Below are 13,725 nucleotides of genomic sequence, written 5' to 3' on the forward strand. Positions count from 1 at the left end.
TTTAGGGGGCTTGAATATATGAATGTTAAGTCGATTACTGCCGCGATTTTATTGGCCGCCACATTATCCACCGCCCCCTTTTTTGCGCCACAAGGACATGCTCAGCAAGTCACCAAAATTAAGGTAAAGGCAAAAAAGCCCTTAATTCATAAAGAAAGCGGTATCACCCTGCCCTATAAGATGGCGGGATATGAACGCGATTCTGCCGCAAGCTATAGCCCGACTAATTTAAATATTTCGGCGCAATTTTCGCCAAAGGATGAAAGTGAATTTTTCAGTATCTATATTTTTCGCGCCACCAATGGCAATGCGCCGATTTGGTTTGACCGGGCAAATTATGCCATCACCTCTCGCAACATATTTGGCGATCTGACCCCAATTTCGGCTGCACAGCCATTTACCCCAACGGGACAAAATCAATCAAGCGGCCTGCAAATTATTTACGATGCAAAGGGAAAGGGATTTAAGTCCACCGGTTTAATGTTTTTCCAAATGGGAGAATTTTACATAAAAATTCGCGCCTCATCCAAAATAAAAAACGGTGAGGAGTTAAAAAAATGGATGGAAATAGGGGCGAGTGAAATTATCGCACCAAAAAATAGCAGGCAATTTCCTATCGCCGTACCCGTGCAGCCCTGCGCCACAAAAATGATAACATTTGAGGACGCCCAAATAATAAAAAGCGATGATGAGGAAGACATGTCTGCCGGAATATATTCCGCATTGCTGGGCATGACCGATCCGTCAGACATTTCAGCAGAGGGGGCTGAGGCCGCAGAACAAGCCCCCGCCACATGGTGCCGCGATGATCAATATAATGCACCCCCCGGCGCGATTTACCGCGCAGGTGAGAGCATGAACAGCTATTTACTTGCCTTTGGCGACAGCGGCAATGCCCTATCAGTCGGTCCGAATGACTTAATTGCCGCCATAAATGCCGCCGATACTAAAAGCGCGGATGATGCCGTGGATAGAGACCAAGAAGGAATTGAGGACCAAGACACACTAGACGCACCGCCCATTTCCATAACCATTATAGTGGAAGATAAAAAAGTGCATTTTTCCCCGCGTAACAAATTGCCCTCCCCAAATTTGGTGATGAAAATATTGGACAATGAAAGCCCCGTCTCATCAAACGGCACATGGGGTAAAAATAAAAATAATGTGAATATCTTTACCAAATAATATCTAAACCATAATAATAAAGTTTTTTTTCGCCTAAGGGCACATACTGAAAGCATATAATGAAAATTTGGGAAAAAGCAGAAAATATGGCCCGGCAAGCCCCGCCAGAGCGCAACCGTTATGTTGATTTTTTGCGCGCATTGTCAATTATGGCGGTGGTGATTGGCCATTGGCTGGTCGCCGCCCCCTATATACAGGATGGCGCGGTTCAGGGTGGGCATTTGCTGGGCATTTTGCCATGGACGCAATGGCTGACCTGGGGGTTTCAGGTCATGCCGATTTTCTTTCTGGTCGGCGGATTTTCCAATGGGGTTTCATGGTCCGCAACGCAGCGAAACGGCGCCAGCTATGCCAGCTGGTTTAGCAGTCGTTTTCAACGGTTAATTTTCCCCGTCTTGCCGCTTTTCCTAATATGGACATTATTTGCCATTTTTGGCACCGCCATGGGCGTGGATCGCAAAATTGTGGCCATGGCGGCGCAATTGGCATTAATTCCTGTCTGGTTTCTTTCTGTATATATCATGGTGTCGGCGGTTGTTCCCTATACCCATTTGGCATGGAAGAAATGGGGTTTAAAATCCTTTACGGCCTTAGTCCTTGGCGCGATTATCATTGATATTCTCGCCATAAAATTTGACATCCCCTATGTTAATTTTTTGAACTTTGCCTTTGTCTGGCTTGCCATACATCAACTTGGCTATGCATGGGGCGATGGATATTTTTCGCAGAAAACCCGCGCATTATGCTGGGGCATGGCGGGCCTCATCATCCTATGCTTATTGGTCGGCTTTGGCCCTTATCCCGTGGCGATGATTGGTGTTCCGGGCAATGAAATAACCAATAGCATGCCGCCCACCCTTGCCCTTTTATCGCTGGGCATTATGCAGACTGGCTTTGCCCTTGCGCTGGAACCTTTGGGTCGGCGGATGTTGGATAATATAAAATTCTGGACCAATGTGGTGCTGATAAACGGGATGATTATGACCATATATTTGTGGCATTTAACCGCCTTTGTTGTGGTGATGATTGGGGCATGGCTGTTAAATGGCCTTGGCCTTCATGTTGAACCGGGCAGTGCTGCATGGTGGATGACACGCCCAATTTGGTTCACTCTTTATATCATTGCGACCTTGCCCCTTATCATATTATTTGCGCGATATGAACAAATGCGTACGGATGATAGCAGGGGGCCTGTGCCGCATTGGCGATTGATGCTTGGCCTGATATTAGTGTGTATCGGACTGGCCAGCACCGCAATTTTCAGCATCGCCAGCCCATTGGGGGTTACTGGCGTTCGGTTATGGATTGTGGCCCTGCCCTTTATCGGCGCTGCGATTGTGCGATTTGGCCCGCTATATCAGCTTATCAAAAAGGCATAAAAAGATAAATTGATAAAAGATAAAAAGGATAGGCGATATATTGAAAAAGCGCCTATCCTTTAATTTTTTATTCTATGTCCAACTTGGCTTTACCCGCTTATACTTTTCCACGGGCCTTTAATGGCCAATGTCATGGTGGGGGAGTAAAGATTCACGAACATCACCGACCCATCGGGGGAAAAACATGCGCCGGCAAATTCGGTTTGAATATGGCTGCGCCCGAAAATATAGCTTTTCCCACTGGCATCAATGCCGCGTAAATGATTGGCGGTAATCGCGGTATATTGATCCTCGCATACCATTAAATGGCCATTGGGCATGACGCATAAATTATCGCCATAATTGTAAAAAGCGGGGTTGGTGGATTCGACAAATAATTCCAAAATGCCCGATTGCCCCTTTTTAATTTCGCCCTTTTGTCCTTCGACTTTAGAGGGGGTATAGCGGAAAATTTGGCCAAATTTCTTGGCCCCGCCATTGGTGCAGGCAAAATAAAATTCACCCTCTCCCCAATAAATGCCCTCACCCCGTGCAAAGGGCGCTGCGCCTGCGGCAATACCGCGCGTGCGTAAATCATCTTCGGGGCTTTCCACATTGTCCAAATCTATCCAGCTGACCGATAATTTTTGGCCCGTTTCAACCGACGCCTTATCCCAATTTCTGGGGTCAAGTCCGCCTAGGGATAATGCCTGTAATTTACCGCCCGCTGCCAAATTGCCCTTTTCATTCGGGATGAAGCGGTAAAATAAACCATCGCCGCGATCTTCGGTTAAATATATAATCCCGCTTTTGGGATCGACGGCGGCGGCCTCATGATTAAAACGGCCCATTGCCTTTAATGGCACGGGATCGGCCAGCCCCTTTTGCGCCATGGGAATTTCAAAAACCCAGCCATGATCTTTGCCCACACCATCGCCCGCCTTGGTCACCGTCTCTTCACATGTCAGCCAGCTGCCCCAAGGGGTGATGCCGCCGGAACAATTGCGAATTGTGCCGATAAGGCTTAACCATTCGGCCTCCACCTTGCCGCTTTGCATGTCATATATCATGCTGGTCGTGCCGCCGGGCGCGGGCATTTCTTCCTTGCTCATCCAATCAAAAGCCGGAACATCCTTGCCCACCTTATCCGTAAATGGACCAAATCGCAGGTCACGGGGCGATAATTCATGGTTGCGGATTAAGCCAACTTTCCCATTGCCAAGGTCAAATGCACCCATGCCGTCGGCCGCATTGGGGACAATATATCCATCATCCATAATATTGGTGAAACGCGAAATCACCTGATATGAAAACCCCTTTGGCAGGTCGAGAAGTTTATTGGGATCGGTCACCAAATCGCCATATCCCTTTACCTCAAATTCCCCATGCACAGGAACACCGCTGTCCGCCCATGCCCGCGCGGCAATACCTGCAAATGCCATGCCGCCCATGCCAAAACCCAATTGCCTGCGTGAAATTTTCATCCTGCTCACCCTAATAAAATATATTATGCCCCAGCATAGTCACGATAATATGTCATCTCAATGACAATATTATGCGATATAAATAATATTTATCTTAACGCCGCACTTGGCCTTTGGCTCAATGGCTGATATTGGCCGCTTATATCTTCATTTATGTAAAGAATTTTTCGATTATGACCGACCAAAATAAACCCATCAGAACCCGCATTGCCCCATCCCCCACGGGCGACCCGCATGTCGGCACCGCCTATATTGCGCTTATAAATTATTGTTTTGCCAAAAAACATGGCGGCGAATTTATCCTGCGGATTGAGGATACGGATCAGGTGCGTTCCACACCGCAATCGGAAAAAATGATTTTGGATTCGCTGCGCTGGTTGGGATTGGATTGGAGCGAAGGGCCAGATATTGGTGGGCCGCATGGCCCATATCGTCAATCCGAACGCAGTGATATTTATAAAGAACATGCCGATATTTTATTGCAAAAGGGCAAGGCATTTAAATGTTATTGCACGGCGGAAAAATTGGCCGAAATGCGTAAAGACCAAATTGCACGCAAAAAACCGCCCCGTTATGATGGCACCTGCCTGTCCTTAACCGATGCAGAGCGCAGCGAGCTTGACCTAAATGGCGTGCCGCATGTGGTGCGGATGAAAATCCCAGAAAGCGGCACTTGTGTGGTGAATGACACGCTGCGCGGTGAAATTAAATTTGAATGGGCCGGCGTGGATATGCAGGTGATTATGAAATCGGACGGCCTGCCCACTTATCATATGGCCAATGTGGTCGATGATCATTTAATGGGCATTACCCATGTTTTGCGCGGCGAGGAATGGATTAGCAGCGCCCCAAAACATTTGGCATTATATGATTATTTTGGATGGGAAGCACCGGTTTTAACGCATTTACCTCTATTATTAAATGCCGATAAATCCAAACTTTCCAAACGCAAAAACCCGACCAGCATTTTATATTATCAACGTGCGGGTTATTTGGCAGAGGCGATGGTCAATTTCCTTGGCCTGTTCATCAAATCATCGACCGAGGAAGATGAAAAGGTCACCCTGCAACATTTAATCGATGATTTTGATGTTGACCATATCTCGCTTGGCGGATCGGTTTTTGACACGTCAAAATTGGATTGGCTCAATGGCCGCTATCTTCGCGAAGATATGGACGGCGCCGGATTTTTGGAACAATGGCGCAAATGGGCGTTAAATGACGAATATATGCTGCCCATTGCCCAAATGACGCAAAGCCGCATTGTCAAATTATCCGATCTTGGCGCGTTGACCGCCATGTTCTTTATGAACCGGATTGACGGTCAAAGCGCGGAAAAATTACGCGACGGGGTGAAATTGGATGAATTGCAACAACGTCAGGCATATCATCTGGCGCTGACCCAATTTGATGCGATGATTATGTGGAATAAAGAGGGTGTGGACGGCGCATTGCGAACCACCGCCGCCGCATTGGATGTAAAGTTAAAAGATATGATCCGCGCATTTTACATCGCCGTGACGGGCAGTGCACAGGGCGTGCCCTTATTTGATGGCATTACCCATTTGGGCCGCGATATTATCCGCGAACGGTTGCGCCATGCATTGGAGCTGTTGGGCACACCAACGGCAAAAGAGGGCAAGGCATGGGCCGATTTACTGGTTGAAACGGATTAAACGGCGCCGTTAGCTGTTATTGGTTTAATCCATAAATTTCAAAAATTGCGCCGCGAGAAGGAAATCTTTTTCCCGATCGCGGCGATTTTTTATGGCAAATTCATCCGCGCCCCATTGCTCCTCCTGCCACAGCTCATCTAGGCAGATTTCCGGCCACAGGGCATCGGCTGCCTCTGCATTTTCTACAATCATTAACGATGCCACCAACGACCCACTAATCGGGATTAACTTTGCCATCGCCGCCAATTGCCATGCGCTTAACCCATTTAATGCACCGCGCAATTTTTGCCGTGTCTCGGCGGGTTGGTCCTGATGCATAATGCCGTGGATGATGGTAAATTCCACCCCATAATACGCCGCCGCCCAATTTAGGCGCGGTGTCCAAATCGCCGCCTGCCTCTCCACCAACTCTTGCGGGCTTGTCGCATGATAACAAAATAAATCCGCCTCTGCATATTGGCCTAGCCCTTCAGCAAATTCGGCCTTATTTGGCGCAATTTTATCAATGGCGGCATTGGCAAATCCGGTAAAGGGCATGGCGGCGGGGTCAATTTTTGCGCCATCGGCCACACCGTCCCATTCGGCCAAAATTGCATCGGCCATTTTGATATGGGGCACGGCAAGGCTGCGTTTTTCAGGCGTTTTTATCCCCCGCCCATCAAGCAAGATATTATATCCATTTTCATCATGTGAAATGGCGGCTTCTTTCCAAAATTTTTGCATCTCTTAATCTTTATGTTGATTGTCATTTTTCCATTTTTTGGCAATCATCATTGGCAAAATGGCAAAGCCAATCATGCCGTTAATAAACAGCCCATATCCAACAATTTTGGGTTGGTTGGCAAAGCCATTAAAAATTATGGCCAGCCCAACCATCGCGAATATCGCCCCGACAAGACGCACTATGCCCAGAAGGAAAAATCTGTTTTTCGCCAAGGCTTCTTTTTCTTCCTCGGTCATGCCATATCCTTTAATAAATGATGCAATCCGTCCATGCTGGCGGCGATATATTCCGCCCCCGCCCCTGTCAATTCCTCCACCGCATGATATCCCCAATTAACGCCTATTGTCCGACACCCTGCGGCCACACCCATTTTGATATCAAAAACCGTATCGCCAATCATCACCGCCTGCTCCACCTGCATATTGGTTTCTGCCAATGCCTTATATATCATCGATGGATGCGGTTTTGATGGGTGGAAATCGGCGGTTTGCAATGTTGAAAATAATCCCGTTATTTTATGATGCGCCAATGTGCGGGTCAGCCCGCGTTGTGATTTTCCTGTGGCCACCGCCAATGTCCAGCCTGCATCATATAATTTATGCAGTAAATCGGCCATGCCATCATATAATGGTTCGTGCAATGTCCCCGCTTGGCGCATGTTAAAATATGCCTGCTTATATTCCTGTCCCAATATATGGGTTAATTCTTCATCGGCATGGGGCATCAGGGCGGCCACGGCCTGCGGCACGCTTAACCCCACAATCCGCCTTATTCCATGGCGTGGCGGGGCGGGAATATTAACCGCGGCAAAGGCCGCCTCCATCGCGCCGCAAATATCGGCTTGGCTGTCCACCAAAGTGCCATCACAATCAAATATGGCAATTTTATCGGTCATACGCGTACCACTCCTATTCACCAGACCAATTTTGGCGCATCATAAATGATATGGCCATTTGTCCCCTTGCCTCCAATTTTTGGGCAATATTTTCGCGTTCTTCGGCGGATTTATTTTGCGATAATTTAATCGTTGGCCGCCATGCCTTTATTTCCATTTCAAAACCGCTTATCGCGCGGCACATTTTTTCAAATTGACGGGCATCCATTTTATCACGCGTCCATTTGGGGTTTTGGCCCGATTTTTCTTCATGCACATCGCTTAAATCATCCAATAAAGCGACAAGCCCTTCATCTGCCATTTTGCGCACCGGCCCTTGTAATTCAAGGGCGATATAATTCCACGTGCCAACCTGAAGAGCGCTGTCCACATAATCATTCGGGCTGATATAGGCATCTGGTCCGTTGATAACGGCCAAGGCTTCGCCATATTTTTGCGCATCGCACAGGGCATTATGCAGCGCATTGCCGCGCGATATATGAAATTGCAATGCGCCATCTTTGGTATAAAAAAATGGCACATGGGCAACGCGCGGGCCATTTTCGGTGGTCATGAAAATCGCGCCAAATCCAATTTCATGGATTATATTTTCCATGAACATTCGGGCCTGTGCTTCATCGCCCTTTATCCGAAAATTCGGGTCTGGATGCATATTTTACCTGCCCTATCTAGCTTTTTCGGCCTTTTGGTTGTGATGTGCGCTTTGGCTTTTTCGCCACCACTGCGCGTCCCGTTGGGCGCGGCGTGTTTCGTGTGCTTTGCTTTTTTGGCTTTTTATTAAGCGGCTTTGCGGCGGCCTTACCGCCCCCTTTATTTACCCCGCCCTTATTTAATGGCGATGCCTTTTTGGGGCGACCCCTTGGAATTGGGCGACCCTCCGCCTCGGCCTCTGCCGCGCGGCTTTTGCCTCTGGTGGTGGGCTTACCCCCTGCGGTAAAGCGGCTGCGGGTGGGGTCACGGCCATCTTTACGGCGCGCGCCTTTTTTACCCGCATCTTCATTCACGCCCCGTGCGCGGCGCTCGCCCCGTTTATCCTTGCGAATTTGTTTGGCGTAATTTTTCGCCTGCTGCTTTAATACCTGTTTGCTGGGCGGGGGCGGGCCATCGTCAATTTCGGTATCGCCTAAGGATAAGTCAAATCCCAAACCGCGCATGGTTGCGGCAAAATGTTCGGGCAATTCGGCCTTTACATCAATGCGGCCACCATCGGGATGATCGATGCGCAATCGCCGCGCATGAAGGTGCATTTTACGGCTTATCGAACCGGTCAGCATCGCATCCTTGCCGCCATATTTTCCGTCCCCCACAATGGGATGGCCAATGGCCGCCATATGCACGCGCAATTGGTGCGTCCGCCCGGTAAAGGGGATAAGCTCCACCCACGCCGCGCTGTTACCTGCGCGTTCAATCATCCGATAACGGGTGCGCGCACTTTGCCCATTTTCATGGTCAACATGCATTTTTTCGCCGCCAGTTCCGGGCTGTTTCCCAATGGGCAGATCGATAATACCATCGGCAATATCGGGAATACCCATGATAATCGCCCAATAAATTTTTCGCGCACTGCGGTCGGAAAAACTTTTGGAAAAATGCGCGGCCGTGCCGGGGCTGCGCGCCAATAATAATACGCCCGACGTGTCCTTATCCAACCGGTGGACCAATTTGGGGCGGCGATTATTTTCAAAACATAACGCATCCAACATGCCATCAACATGGGTTGTGGTTTTACTGCCCCCCTGTGTGGCAAGGCCGGGCGGTTTATTGATGACAATTGCTGCGCGGTCACGGTGGATAACCATAGAACGAATTTGGTCAATTTCCTCATCAGTAAAATTGGTTTCGCGGCGCACGCGCCCCTGTTTTTGTTCGTCAATTTGCGGGTCGATGGGCGGCACACGAATTGTTTGACCGGTGGCAACACGGTCGGCAGGCGCAACGCGCTTTCCATCCACGCGCACCTGCCCTGTGCGGGTCAGGCGGCTAATCAATGCAAAATTTACATCGGGCAAATTGCGTTTGAACCAACGGTCCAATCGAATGCCATCATCATCACGTTTCACAATATATTGTTTCACCTGATCGGAAATTTCCGGTTCTTTCGCCATTTCAGGGTCAAATTGTTTATTTTTACTCATATTTATTCAGACCCCAGATTTCATCAAAAAATAACCCGCCATCAACGCGGCCAGCGTAAGCACAACCGACAAAATAGCATATATAAAAGCAGCCGCTACATTGCCATTTTGTCCCATTTGGAATAATTCCAAACTAAATGCCGAAAAGGTTGTAAAACCGCCTAACACCCCCACGCCTGCAAATAAACGCAGCGTTTCGCCTATATGATATTTAATCAAATAAGCCGCCAAAATTCCCATGGCAAAACCGCCCAATATATTGGCCGCAAATGTGCCATAGGGATAATTTACCCCCCAAATTCGCGACATAAATTGGCCCAGTTGAAAACGCAGCAACGCCCCAATGGCCCCGCCCGCCATGACAAGAATGGAAGCATACATGCCCCGCCCATAGCATTATGCGGAAAATAGGCAAATAGCTTAATCAATATAGATGGAGTGATGCATAAAAATGGACGGCAAAAATATCTTGCCGTCCAGTCGCTCGGTAAATAAAATTTATGGGGCTTTACCGCCCATTATTGGCAACAATATCAACCTTTGTTCCGCCATTTTTGGTGGGGTTAAAGGTGATAAAAAATGCGCCATCATCCACATTGCGCGTGCCGCCCATGCTATGTTCGCCCGCACGAATTTGATATTCCGCGCTATATCCGGACTTTTTGGCACGTGTATAATAATAATCGACCACATTTTGCATTTTGCTATTGGTGGTAAAACTGGCCACCCGAATGTCACATAAGCCGCCATCGACACCCGCCGCTTCATTGATGCGTGAATTAGGATAAACGGGAAATTCCGGCGGCATCCGCCCTGCCCATGCATTGCCATATTGCAATTTTGCATCGCATGTTCCCTTGCCACGGCTTTGCCCATTTTTCTGTGCTGCTGCCCGCTCGCCAAGGGTGGTTGCCGCCTGTGTGCTGTTACAGCTGTCGCAATCCTCGCGGCCCACCACCGTGGGTGCGGGTGCGCGCATTAACTTTACGCCGTCCAATTCCTGTGCGCTGACAATATCCCCGCTCGCCTGCGCGGCGCCTGCGCTTTTAATCGTTGCGCCATCTTTGCTGGCCGCTGGCTCGTCGCTGTCAATGACAATACGCTCCGCCTGTGCAACATTTGTTGATGGGCCATCATTTGACATTAATTCATTGTCAATTTCCGCGCCAGGATCGGCGGCATTGCTGCCACATGCGCTTAACATTAACGGCAATAATGAAACCGCCAAAAATGCGCCAACGGACCTTTTTTTGTGGGATATTTGCCCGCGCTGCGCTGTGTTTATTGAAAAAATGCTGGTCATATGTGACCTCCAATGCTGATGTCTTTGAAATAAATATCGTTAATTACAAGAATCAGATTGTCGGATTAAATTGATAAAGACCAGCCATATTCAAGGTTAACGGCATGGTTTATACAGGTGCAAAGCCATGAATATCGTGCCATGTCCCATCATGGGACGGCATAGAAGCATAGGTTAATTTATAATGCGGATTTTTGCACCGGTTATTATATTTTACCTTACCAATGCGGTAAATTCCAACGTGCCCTTTTCCTTTGGCGCGATTGATTCGGGAAATGTCCAACGAATATGGGTTACATCCGATGCAATGGCCGGACGAACAATTTTCTCACCCGTTTCTTCATTCACTTCCTCTACTGTTAAATCGGATAATTTCCCCCAATTTTTGCCGCCATCCACGGTAATAATGGCCCAATTTTCACGAATCTCAACCAATTGGACCGCATCATGCACCTTATTATTTGCGGTAAACCCTTCAACGGGCAATGCCCCGCGATTTTCATAATTTAACGTGATACGTAATTTGTCCCCCGGCAAAATTGGGGTTTCTTTTGGCGTTTTTAATGTGATTTTCGCATTGCCATTGGCGTCAATTTCGCTTTTTTCGACCAAGATACTGCTGTTCAACACCACGTCGGATTGGTCCTGCACCATTGCGGCATGGGCATGTTGCGCCATGACAATTCCCGAACCCGCTGCCAATAATAATGCAGTGGCATAGGCGGGAACTTGCAGGGCAGTTTTCCAATTTATCGGCGCGTTGGCCCATTTTTTTGCGATATTTTTCATGGGTTAATTTTATGCAGAAATGGTTAATTTATCCTTAATCACCCGCCAGACATCAACAGCAAAAATGATATAATAAATTCAATGCCCTAACCCAAAATTCAGCGATAACCCGCTAAATTCAAGCCATTTCACAAATGTAAATTTTGTTAAATTATTATATGATCGGGATTATTTATATAAACCAATATCAAAAGCGACCGTTAATCTTGTCCCATCGGCAAAGGGGCGCGTGCCATGCCACATCCATGATGGAAATAGGGCAAGCCGCCCTGCCTTTGGCTCTATCATTTTTAACGGTGTCAAATTGGTTTTAAATTCTTGCGCTGGTTCACCCACACATAACCATCCATCTTGGCCGCTATCGCCATTTATTGATGCGGGCAAATCTACGTAAAAGGCAGAGCTAATCTGTCCTTGGCTGTGAATATGGTTCACATGAAAACCATGTGGCGACAATAAAACCGACCATGAACCAGTATAGCGAAAATGATCCCGCGCCTGCCCCAATAGGGGGTGCGCCGCATCAAATGCGGGCAATTGGTCAATATAATGGCGCACCGCATCATCCAATTTCGCCTTTAATTTTTGTATCGGGGGCGCGTTTAATAACAGGCTGTTCGCATCGGTTTGTGTGCCGCCGCGCAATGATTGGTTAAATGGCTGCACCTTAAAATAATGAATGTCGCGCAAATATTCGCCCAATATTTGTAATTCACCATCATCAAATGGTAAATCCTGCGCCACCGCCAATTCGCCATCACGTTCCAACCATGCCGCCTTGGGGTTGGATGTCATGCGCCAGATGATGGATTTATATGGCCATGCATGTGCCCCCTGCCCCCAAGCAATTAAATTATCAGCAATTTTATCGGCGCGGTCATATTGCTGCGCCAAAGTTAAAGCACGTAAAAACGCCAATTGATGATTGGCATTTTGATGGGGCGCATATTGTTCAAAAATCGAAATTGCCGCGTCATATTGACCCAGTTCCGACTGCGCCTTTGCAATTTCAATATGCAGCAATCGGCGGGATTCCTCATCCGATGCGGCAAATTTTTGCAATGCCCGTTCACCAATTTCCGCCGCCTGTTCATATCCCAATATACGGCCCGCCGAATTGATATAATCCCCCCACAGGCCAATATGCATCGGGTTTTTCTCCAATGCATGGATATAGCTGCTTAACGCCTCTTCGCCCTTGTCCATTTGCCATAAAATTTGGGAACGTAAAAAATGACCATCGGCCCAATCGGGGTCTTTATCCAAAATATTATCGACCATATTTATCCCGCCATCAACATCGCCTTGGCGTATTTTGGCGGTTGCATGGGATAATATTATTGACCCATATTCGGGTTGTTGAGAGATGATGGGCGCTGTATCGGGCATTTGCTTTTCATGTTGGCCAAGCCATATTTTCGCGGCATTTTGGAATAAATCTGCCGCATCCTCCCCCTTATCAAAGGCGATTTGGGCCAATAATATTGCCGCCTTAAAATGGTCCGCCTGCAATGATAAAATATGCAATGCCCATGTTTTTGCGGCATTTAAATCGCCATCTTCTTTTAAATATATCGCCAAATTAAACATGGCGCGCACATTTTGGGGATGTTGTTTTATCACATCATTTAAAATGGATATTCCAAGGCCACGGTCCTTATGCCGGGCGATGATCAATGCACGGTCAATAACCGCATCAATCATATTGGGTTGGTTTTTTAACGCCATATCAAAATATTTTATGGCATCGTCATGACGGCCCAATTGCTGTAAATAGCTGGCATAGGTTGCTTGAATAAACGCGTCTTGAGGTTTTAATCGGCACGCATTGGCAAATTCTGCAATCGCATCATCAACGCGCCCCTGCGCCCGCGCCAAATATGCACTCATCAACCGAACCGTGCCATCATTGGGGGCAAGGCGTCTTAAATCATCCAATAATGGCCGCGCATCGTCAAAGCGTCCTTCCTGCATTGCCTTATGTGCCATTGCGGCCTTTTGCTGCGGGCTTAACGCCATGTGATTTCCCCATTATTTAATATTTACCCCAATCTTTAGGGGCGGGTAAAATAATAATCCAGCATATTTGCCCTTTCTTGCCAAATAAGTTTGCCCAATTAATTTATCCAAAATATTGGCATATATATTTGCGCTATATCGGCCAGATGCTATGCAG

General features: G+C 47.7%; 13 protein-coding genes. 3 read left to right on the plus strand and 10 right to left on the minus strand.

Going from position 1 to position 13,725, the window contains the following annotated elements; all coding sequences use genetic code 11:
• Nucleotides 1-18 precede the first annotated feature (18 nt).
• The gene (locus tag LPB140_RS11745) at nucleotides 19-1,185 is read left to right on the plus strand and encodes a hypothetical protein (RefSeq protein WP_072559992.1); all 1,167 of its coding nucleotides are present in this window, start codon (nucleotides 19-21) and stop codon (nucleotides 1,183-1,185) included.
• 86 nt (nucleotides 1,186-1,271) lie between these two features.
• Nucleotides 1,272-2,564, plus strand: coding sequence for an acyltransferase family protein (locus tag LPB140_RS11750; RefSeq protein WP_072560962.1), 1,293 nt, complete (start codon nucleotides 1,272-1,274; stop codon nucleotides 2,562-2,564).
• An 89-nt stretch (nucleotides 2,565-2,653) separates the two neighbouring features.
• On the opposite strand, the gene LPB140_RS11755 is transcribed toward LPB140_RS11750, so the two are convergent.
• A complete protein-coding gene (locus LPB140_RS11755) occupies nucleotides 2,654-4,027 on the minus strand; it encodes an alkaline phosphatase PhoX (protein ID WP_072559993.1) in 1,374 nt (457 codons plus the stop codon).
• A gap of 173 nt (nucleotides 4,028-4,200) precedes the next feature.
• Here LPB140_RS11755 and gltX point away from each other — a divergent pair, with 173 nt between their 5' ends.
• Nucleotides 4,201-5,703 (plus strand): glutamate--tRNA ligase, encoded by a 1,503-nt coding sequence (gene gltX / locus LPB140_RS11760; RefSeq protein WP_072560964.1) that lies wholly within the window; start codon nucleotides 4,201-4,203, stop codon nucleotides 5,701-5,703.
• Nucleotides 5,704-5,727: 24 nt separating this feature from the next.
• Here gltX and LPB140_RS11765 read toward each other — a convergent pair whose 3' ends face one another.
• The 9 genes from LPB140_RS11765 to LPB140_RS11805 all read right to left on the minus strand — a co-directional run bounded on the left by LPB140_RS11765 (nucleotide 5,728) and on the right by LPB140_RS11805 (nucleotide 13,568).
• Nucleotides 5,728-6,426, minus strand: coding sequence for an ATP12 family chaperone protein (locus LPB140_RS11765; RefSeq protein WP_072559994.1), 699 nt, complete (start codon nucleotides 6,424-6,426; stop codon nucleotides 5,728-5,730).
• A 3-nt stretch (nucleotides 6,427-6,429) separates the two neighbouring features.
• Complete coding sequence (locus LPB140_RS11770) at nucleotides 6,430-6,663, minus strand: hypothetical protein (RefSeq protein ID WP_072559995.1); 234 nt, start codon at nucleotides 6,661-6,663, stop codon at nucleotides 6,430-6,432.
• Nucleotides 6,660-7,322, minus strand: a complete 663-nt coding sequence (locus LPB140_RS11775; RefSeq protein WP_072559996.1) for an HAD-IA family hydrolase — start codon at nucleotides 7,320-7,322, stop codon at nucleotides 6,660-6,662. Before LPB140_RS11775 ends, LPB140_RS11770 begins: the two co-directional genes overlap by 4 nt.
• A gap of 13 nt (nucleotides 7,323-7,335) precedes the next feature.
• Nucleotides 7,336-7,974: an FMN-binding negative transcriptional regulator gene (locus LPB140_RS11780; RefSeq protein WP_072559997.1), complete on the minus strand. Its 639-nt coding sequence runs from the start codon at nucleotides 7,972-7,974 to the stop codon at nucleotides 7,336-7,338.
• Nucleotides 7,975-7,990: 16 nt separating this feature from the next.
• Nucleotides 7,991-9,457, minus strand: coding sequence for an RluA family pseudouridine synthase (locus tag LPB140_RS11785; RefSeq protein ID WP_072559998.1), 1,467 nt, complete (start codon nucleotides 9,455-9,457; stop codon nucleotides 7,991-7,993).
• Nucleotides 9,458-9,463: 6 nt separating this feature from the next.
• On the minus strand, nucleotides 9,464-9,838 hold the full coding sequence (gene crcB, locus LPB140_RS11790; protein WP_072559999.1) for a fluoride efflux transporter CrcB: 375 nt from the start codon (nucleotides 9,836-9,838) through the stop codon (nucleotides 9,464-9,466).
• A 127-nt stretch (nucleotides 9,839-9,965) separates the two neighbouring features.
• The gene (locus LPB140_RS11795; RefSeq protein WP_072560000.1) at nucleotides 9,966-10,760 is read right to left on the minus strand and encodes a hypothetical protein; all 795 of its coding nucleotides are present in this window, start codon (nucleotides 10,758-10,760) and stop codon (nucleotides 9,966-9,968) included.
• 213 nt (nucleotides 10,761-10,973) lie between these two features.
• The gene (locus tag LPB140_RS11800) at nucleotides 10,974-11,549 is read right to left on the minus strand and encodes a hypothetical protein (protein WP_072560001.1); all 576 of its coding nucleotides are present in this window, start codon (nucleotides 11,547-11,549) and stop codon (nucleotides 10,974-10,976) included.
• A gap of 168 nt (nucleotides 11,550-11,717) precedes the next feature.
• Complete coding sequence (locus tag LPB140_RS11805; RefSeq protein WP_072560002.1) at nucleotides 11,718-13,568, minus strand: putative 2OG-Fe(II) oxygenase; 1,851 nt, start codon at nucleotides 13,566-13,568, stop codon at nucleotides 11,718-11,720.
• Between the last annotated feature and the right edge of the window lie 157 nt (nucleotides 13,569-13,725).

The sequence above is a fragment of the Sphingorhabdus lutea genome, from assembly GCF_001889025.1.
GTDB lineage: Bacteria > Pseudomonadota > Alphaproteobacteria > Sphingomonadales > Sphingomonadaceae > Sphingorhabdus_B > Sphingorhabdus_B lutea.

What these genes read in the sequence shown, in the direction of transcription:
- LPB140_RS11780 (WP_072559997.1), bottom strand. Translation starts at nt 7,974, where the DNA reads ATGCATCCAGACCCGAATTTTCGGATAAAGGGCGATGAAGCACAGGCC.
- LPB140_RS11745 (WP_072559992.1), top strand. Translation starts at nt 19, where the DNA reads ATGAATGTTAAGTCGATTACTGCCGCGATTTTATTGGCCGCCACATTA.
- LPB140_RS11750 (WP_072560962.1), top strand. Translation starts at nt 1,272, where the DNA reads ATGGCCCGGCAAGCCCCGCCAGAGCGCAACCGTTATGTTGATTTTTTG.
- LPB140_RS11755 (WP_072559993.1), bottom strand. Translation starts at nt 4,027, where the DNA reads ATGAAAATTTCACGCAGGCAATTGGGTTTTGGCATGGGCGGCATGGCA.
- LPB140_RS11770 (WP_072559995.1), bottom strand. Translation starts at nt 6,663, where the DNA reads ATGACCGAGGAAGAAAAAGAAGCCTTGGCGAAAAACAGATTTTTCCTT.
- LPB140_RS11765 (WP_072559994.1), bottom strand. Translation starts at nt 6,426, where the DNA reads ATGCAAAAATTTTGGAAAGAAGCCGCCATTTCACATGATGAAAATGGA.
- LPB140_RS11795 (WP_072560000.1), bottom strand. Translation starts at nt 10,760, where the DNA reads ATGACCAGCATTTTTTCAATAAACACAGCGCAGCGCGGGCAAATATCC.
- LPB140_RS11775 (WP_072559996.1), bottom strand. Translation starts at nt 7,322, where the DNA reads ATGACCGATAAAATTGCCATATTTGATTGTGATGGCACTTTGGTGGAC.
- gltX (WP_072560964.1), top strand. Translation starts at nt 4,201, where the DNA reads ATGACCGACCAAAATAAACCCATCAGAACCCGCATTGCCCCATCCCCC.
- crcB (WP_072559999.1), bottom strand. Translation starts at nt 9,838, where the DNA reads ATGTATGCTTCCATTCTTGTCATGGCGGGCGGGGCCATTGGGGCGTTG.
- LPB140_RS11785 (WP_072559998.1), bottom strand. Translation starts at nt 9,457, where the DNA reads ATGAGTAAAAATAAACAATTTGACCCTGAAATGGCGAAAGAACCGGAA.
- LPB140_RS11805 (WP_072560002.1), bottom strand. Translation starts at nt 13,568, where the DNA reads ATGGCGTTAAGCCCGCAGCAAAAGGCCGCAATGGCACATAAGGCAATG.
- LPB140_RS11800 (WP_072560001.1), bottom strand. Translation starts at nt 11,549, where the DNA reads ATGAAAAATATCGCAAAAAAATGGGCCAACGCGCCGATAAATTGGAAA.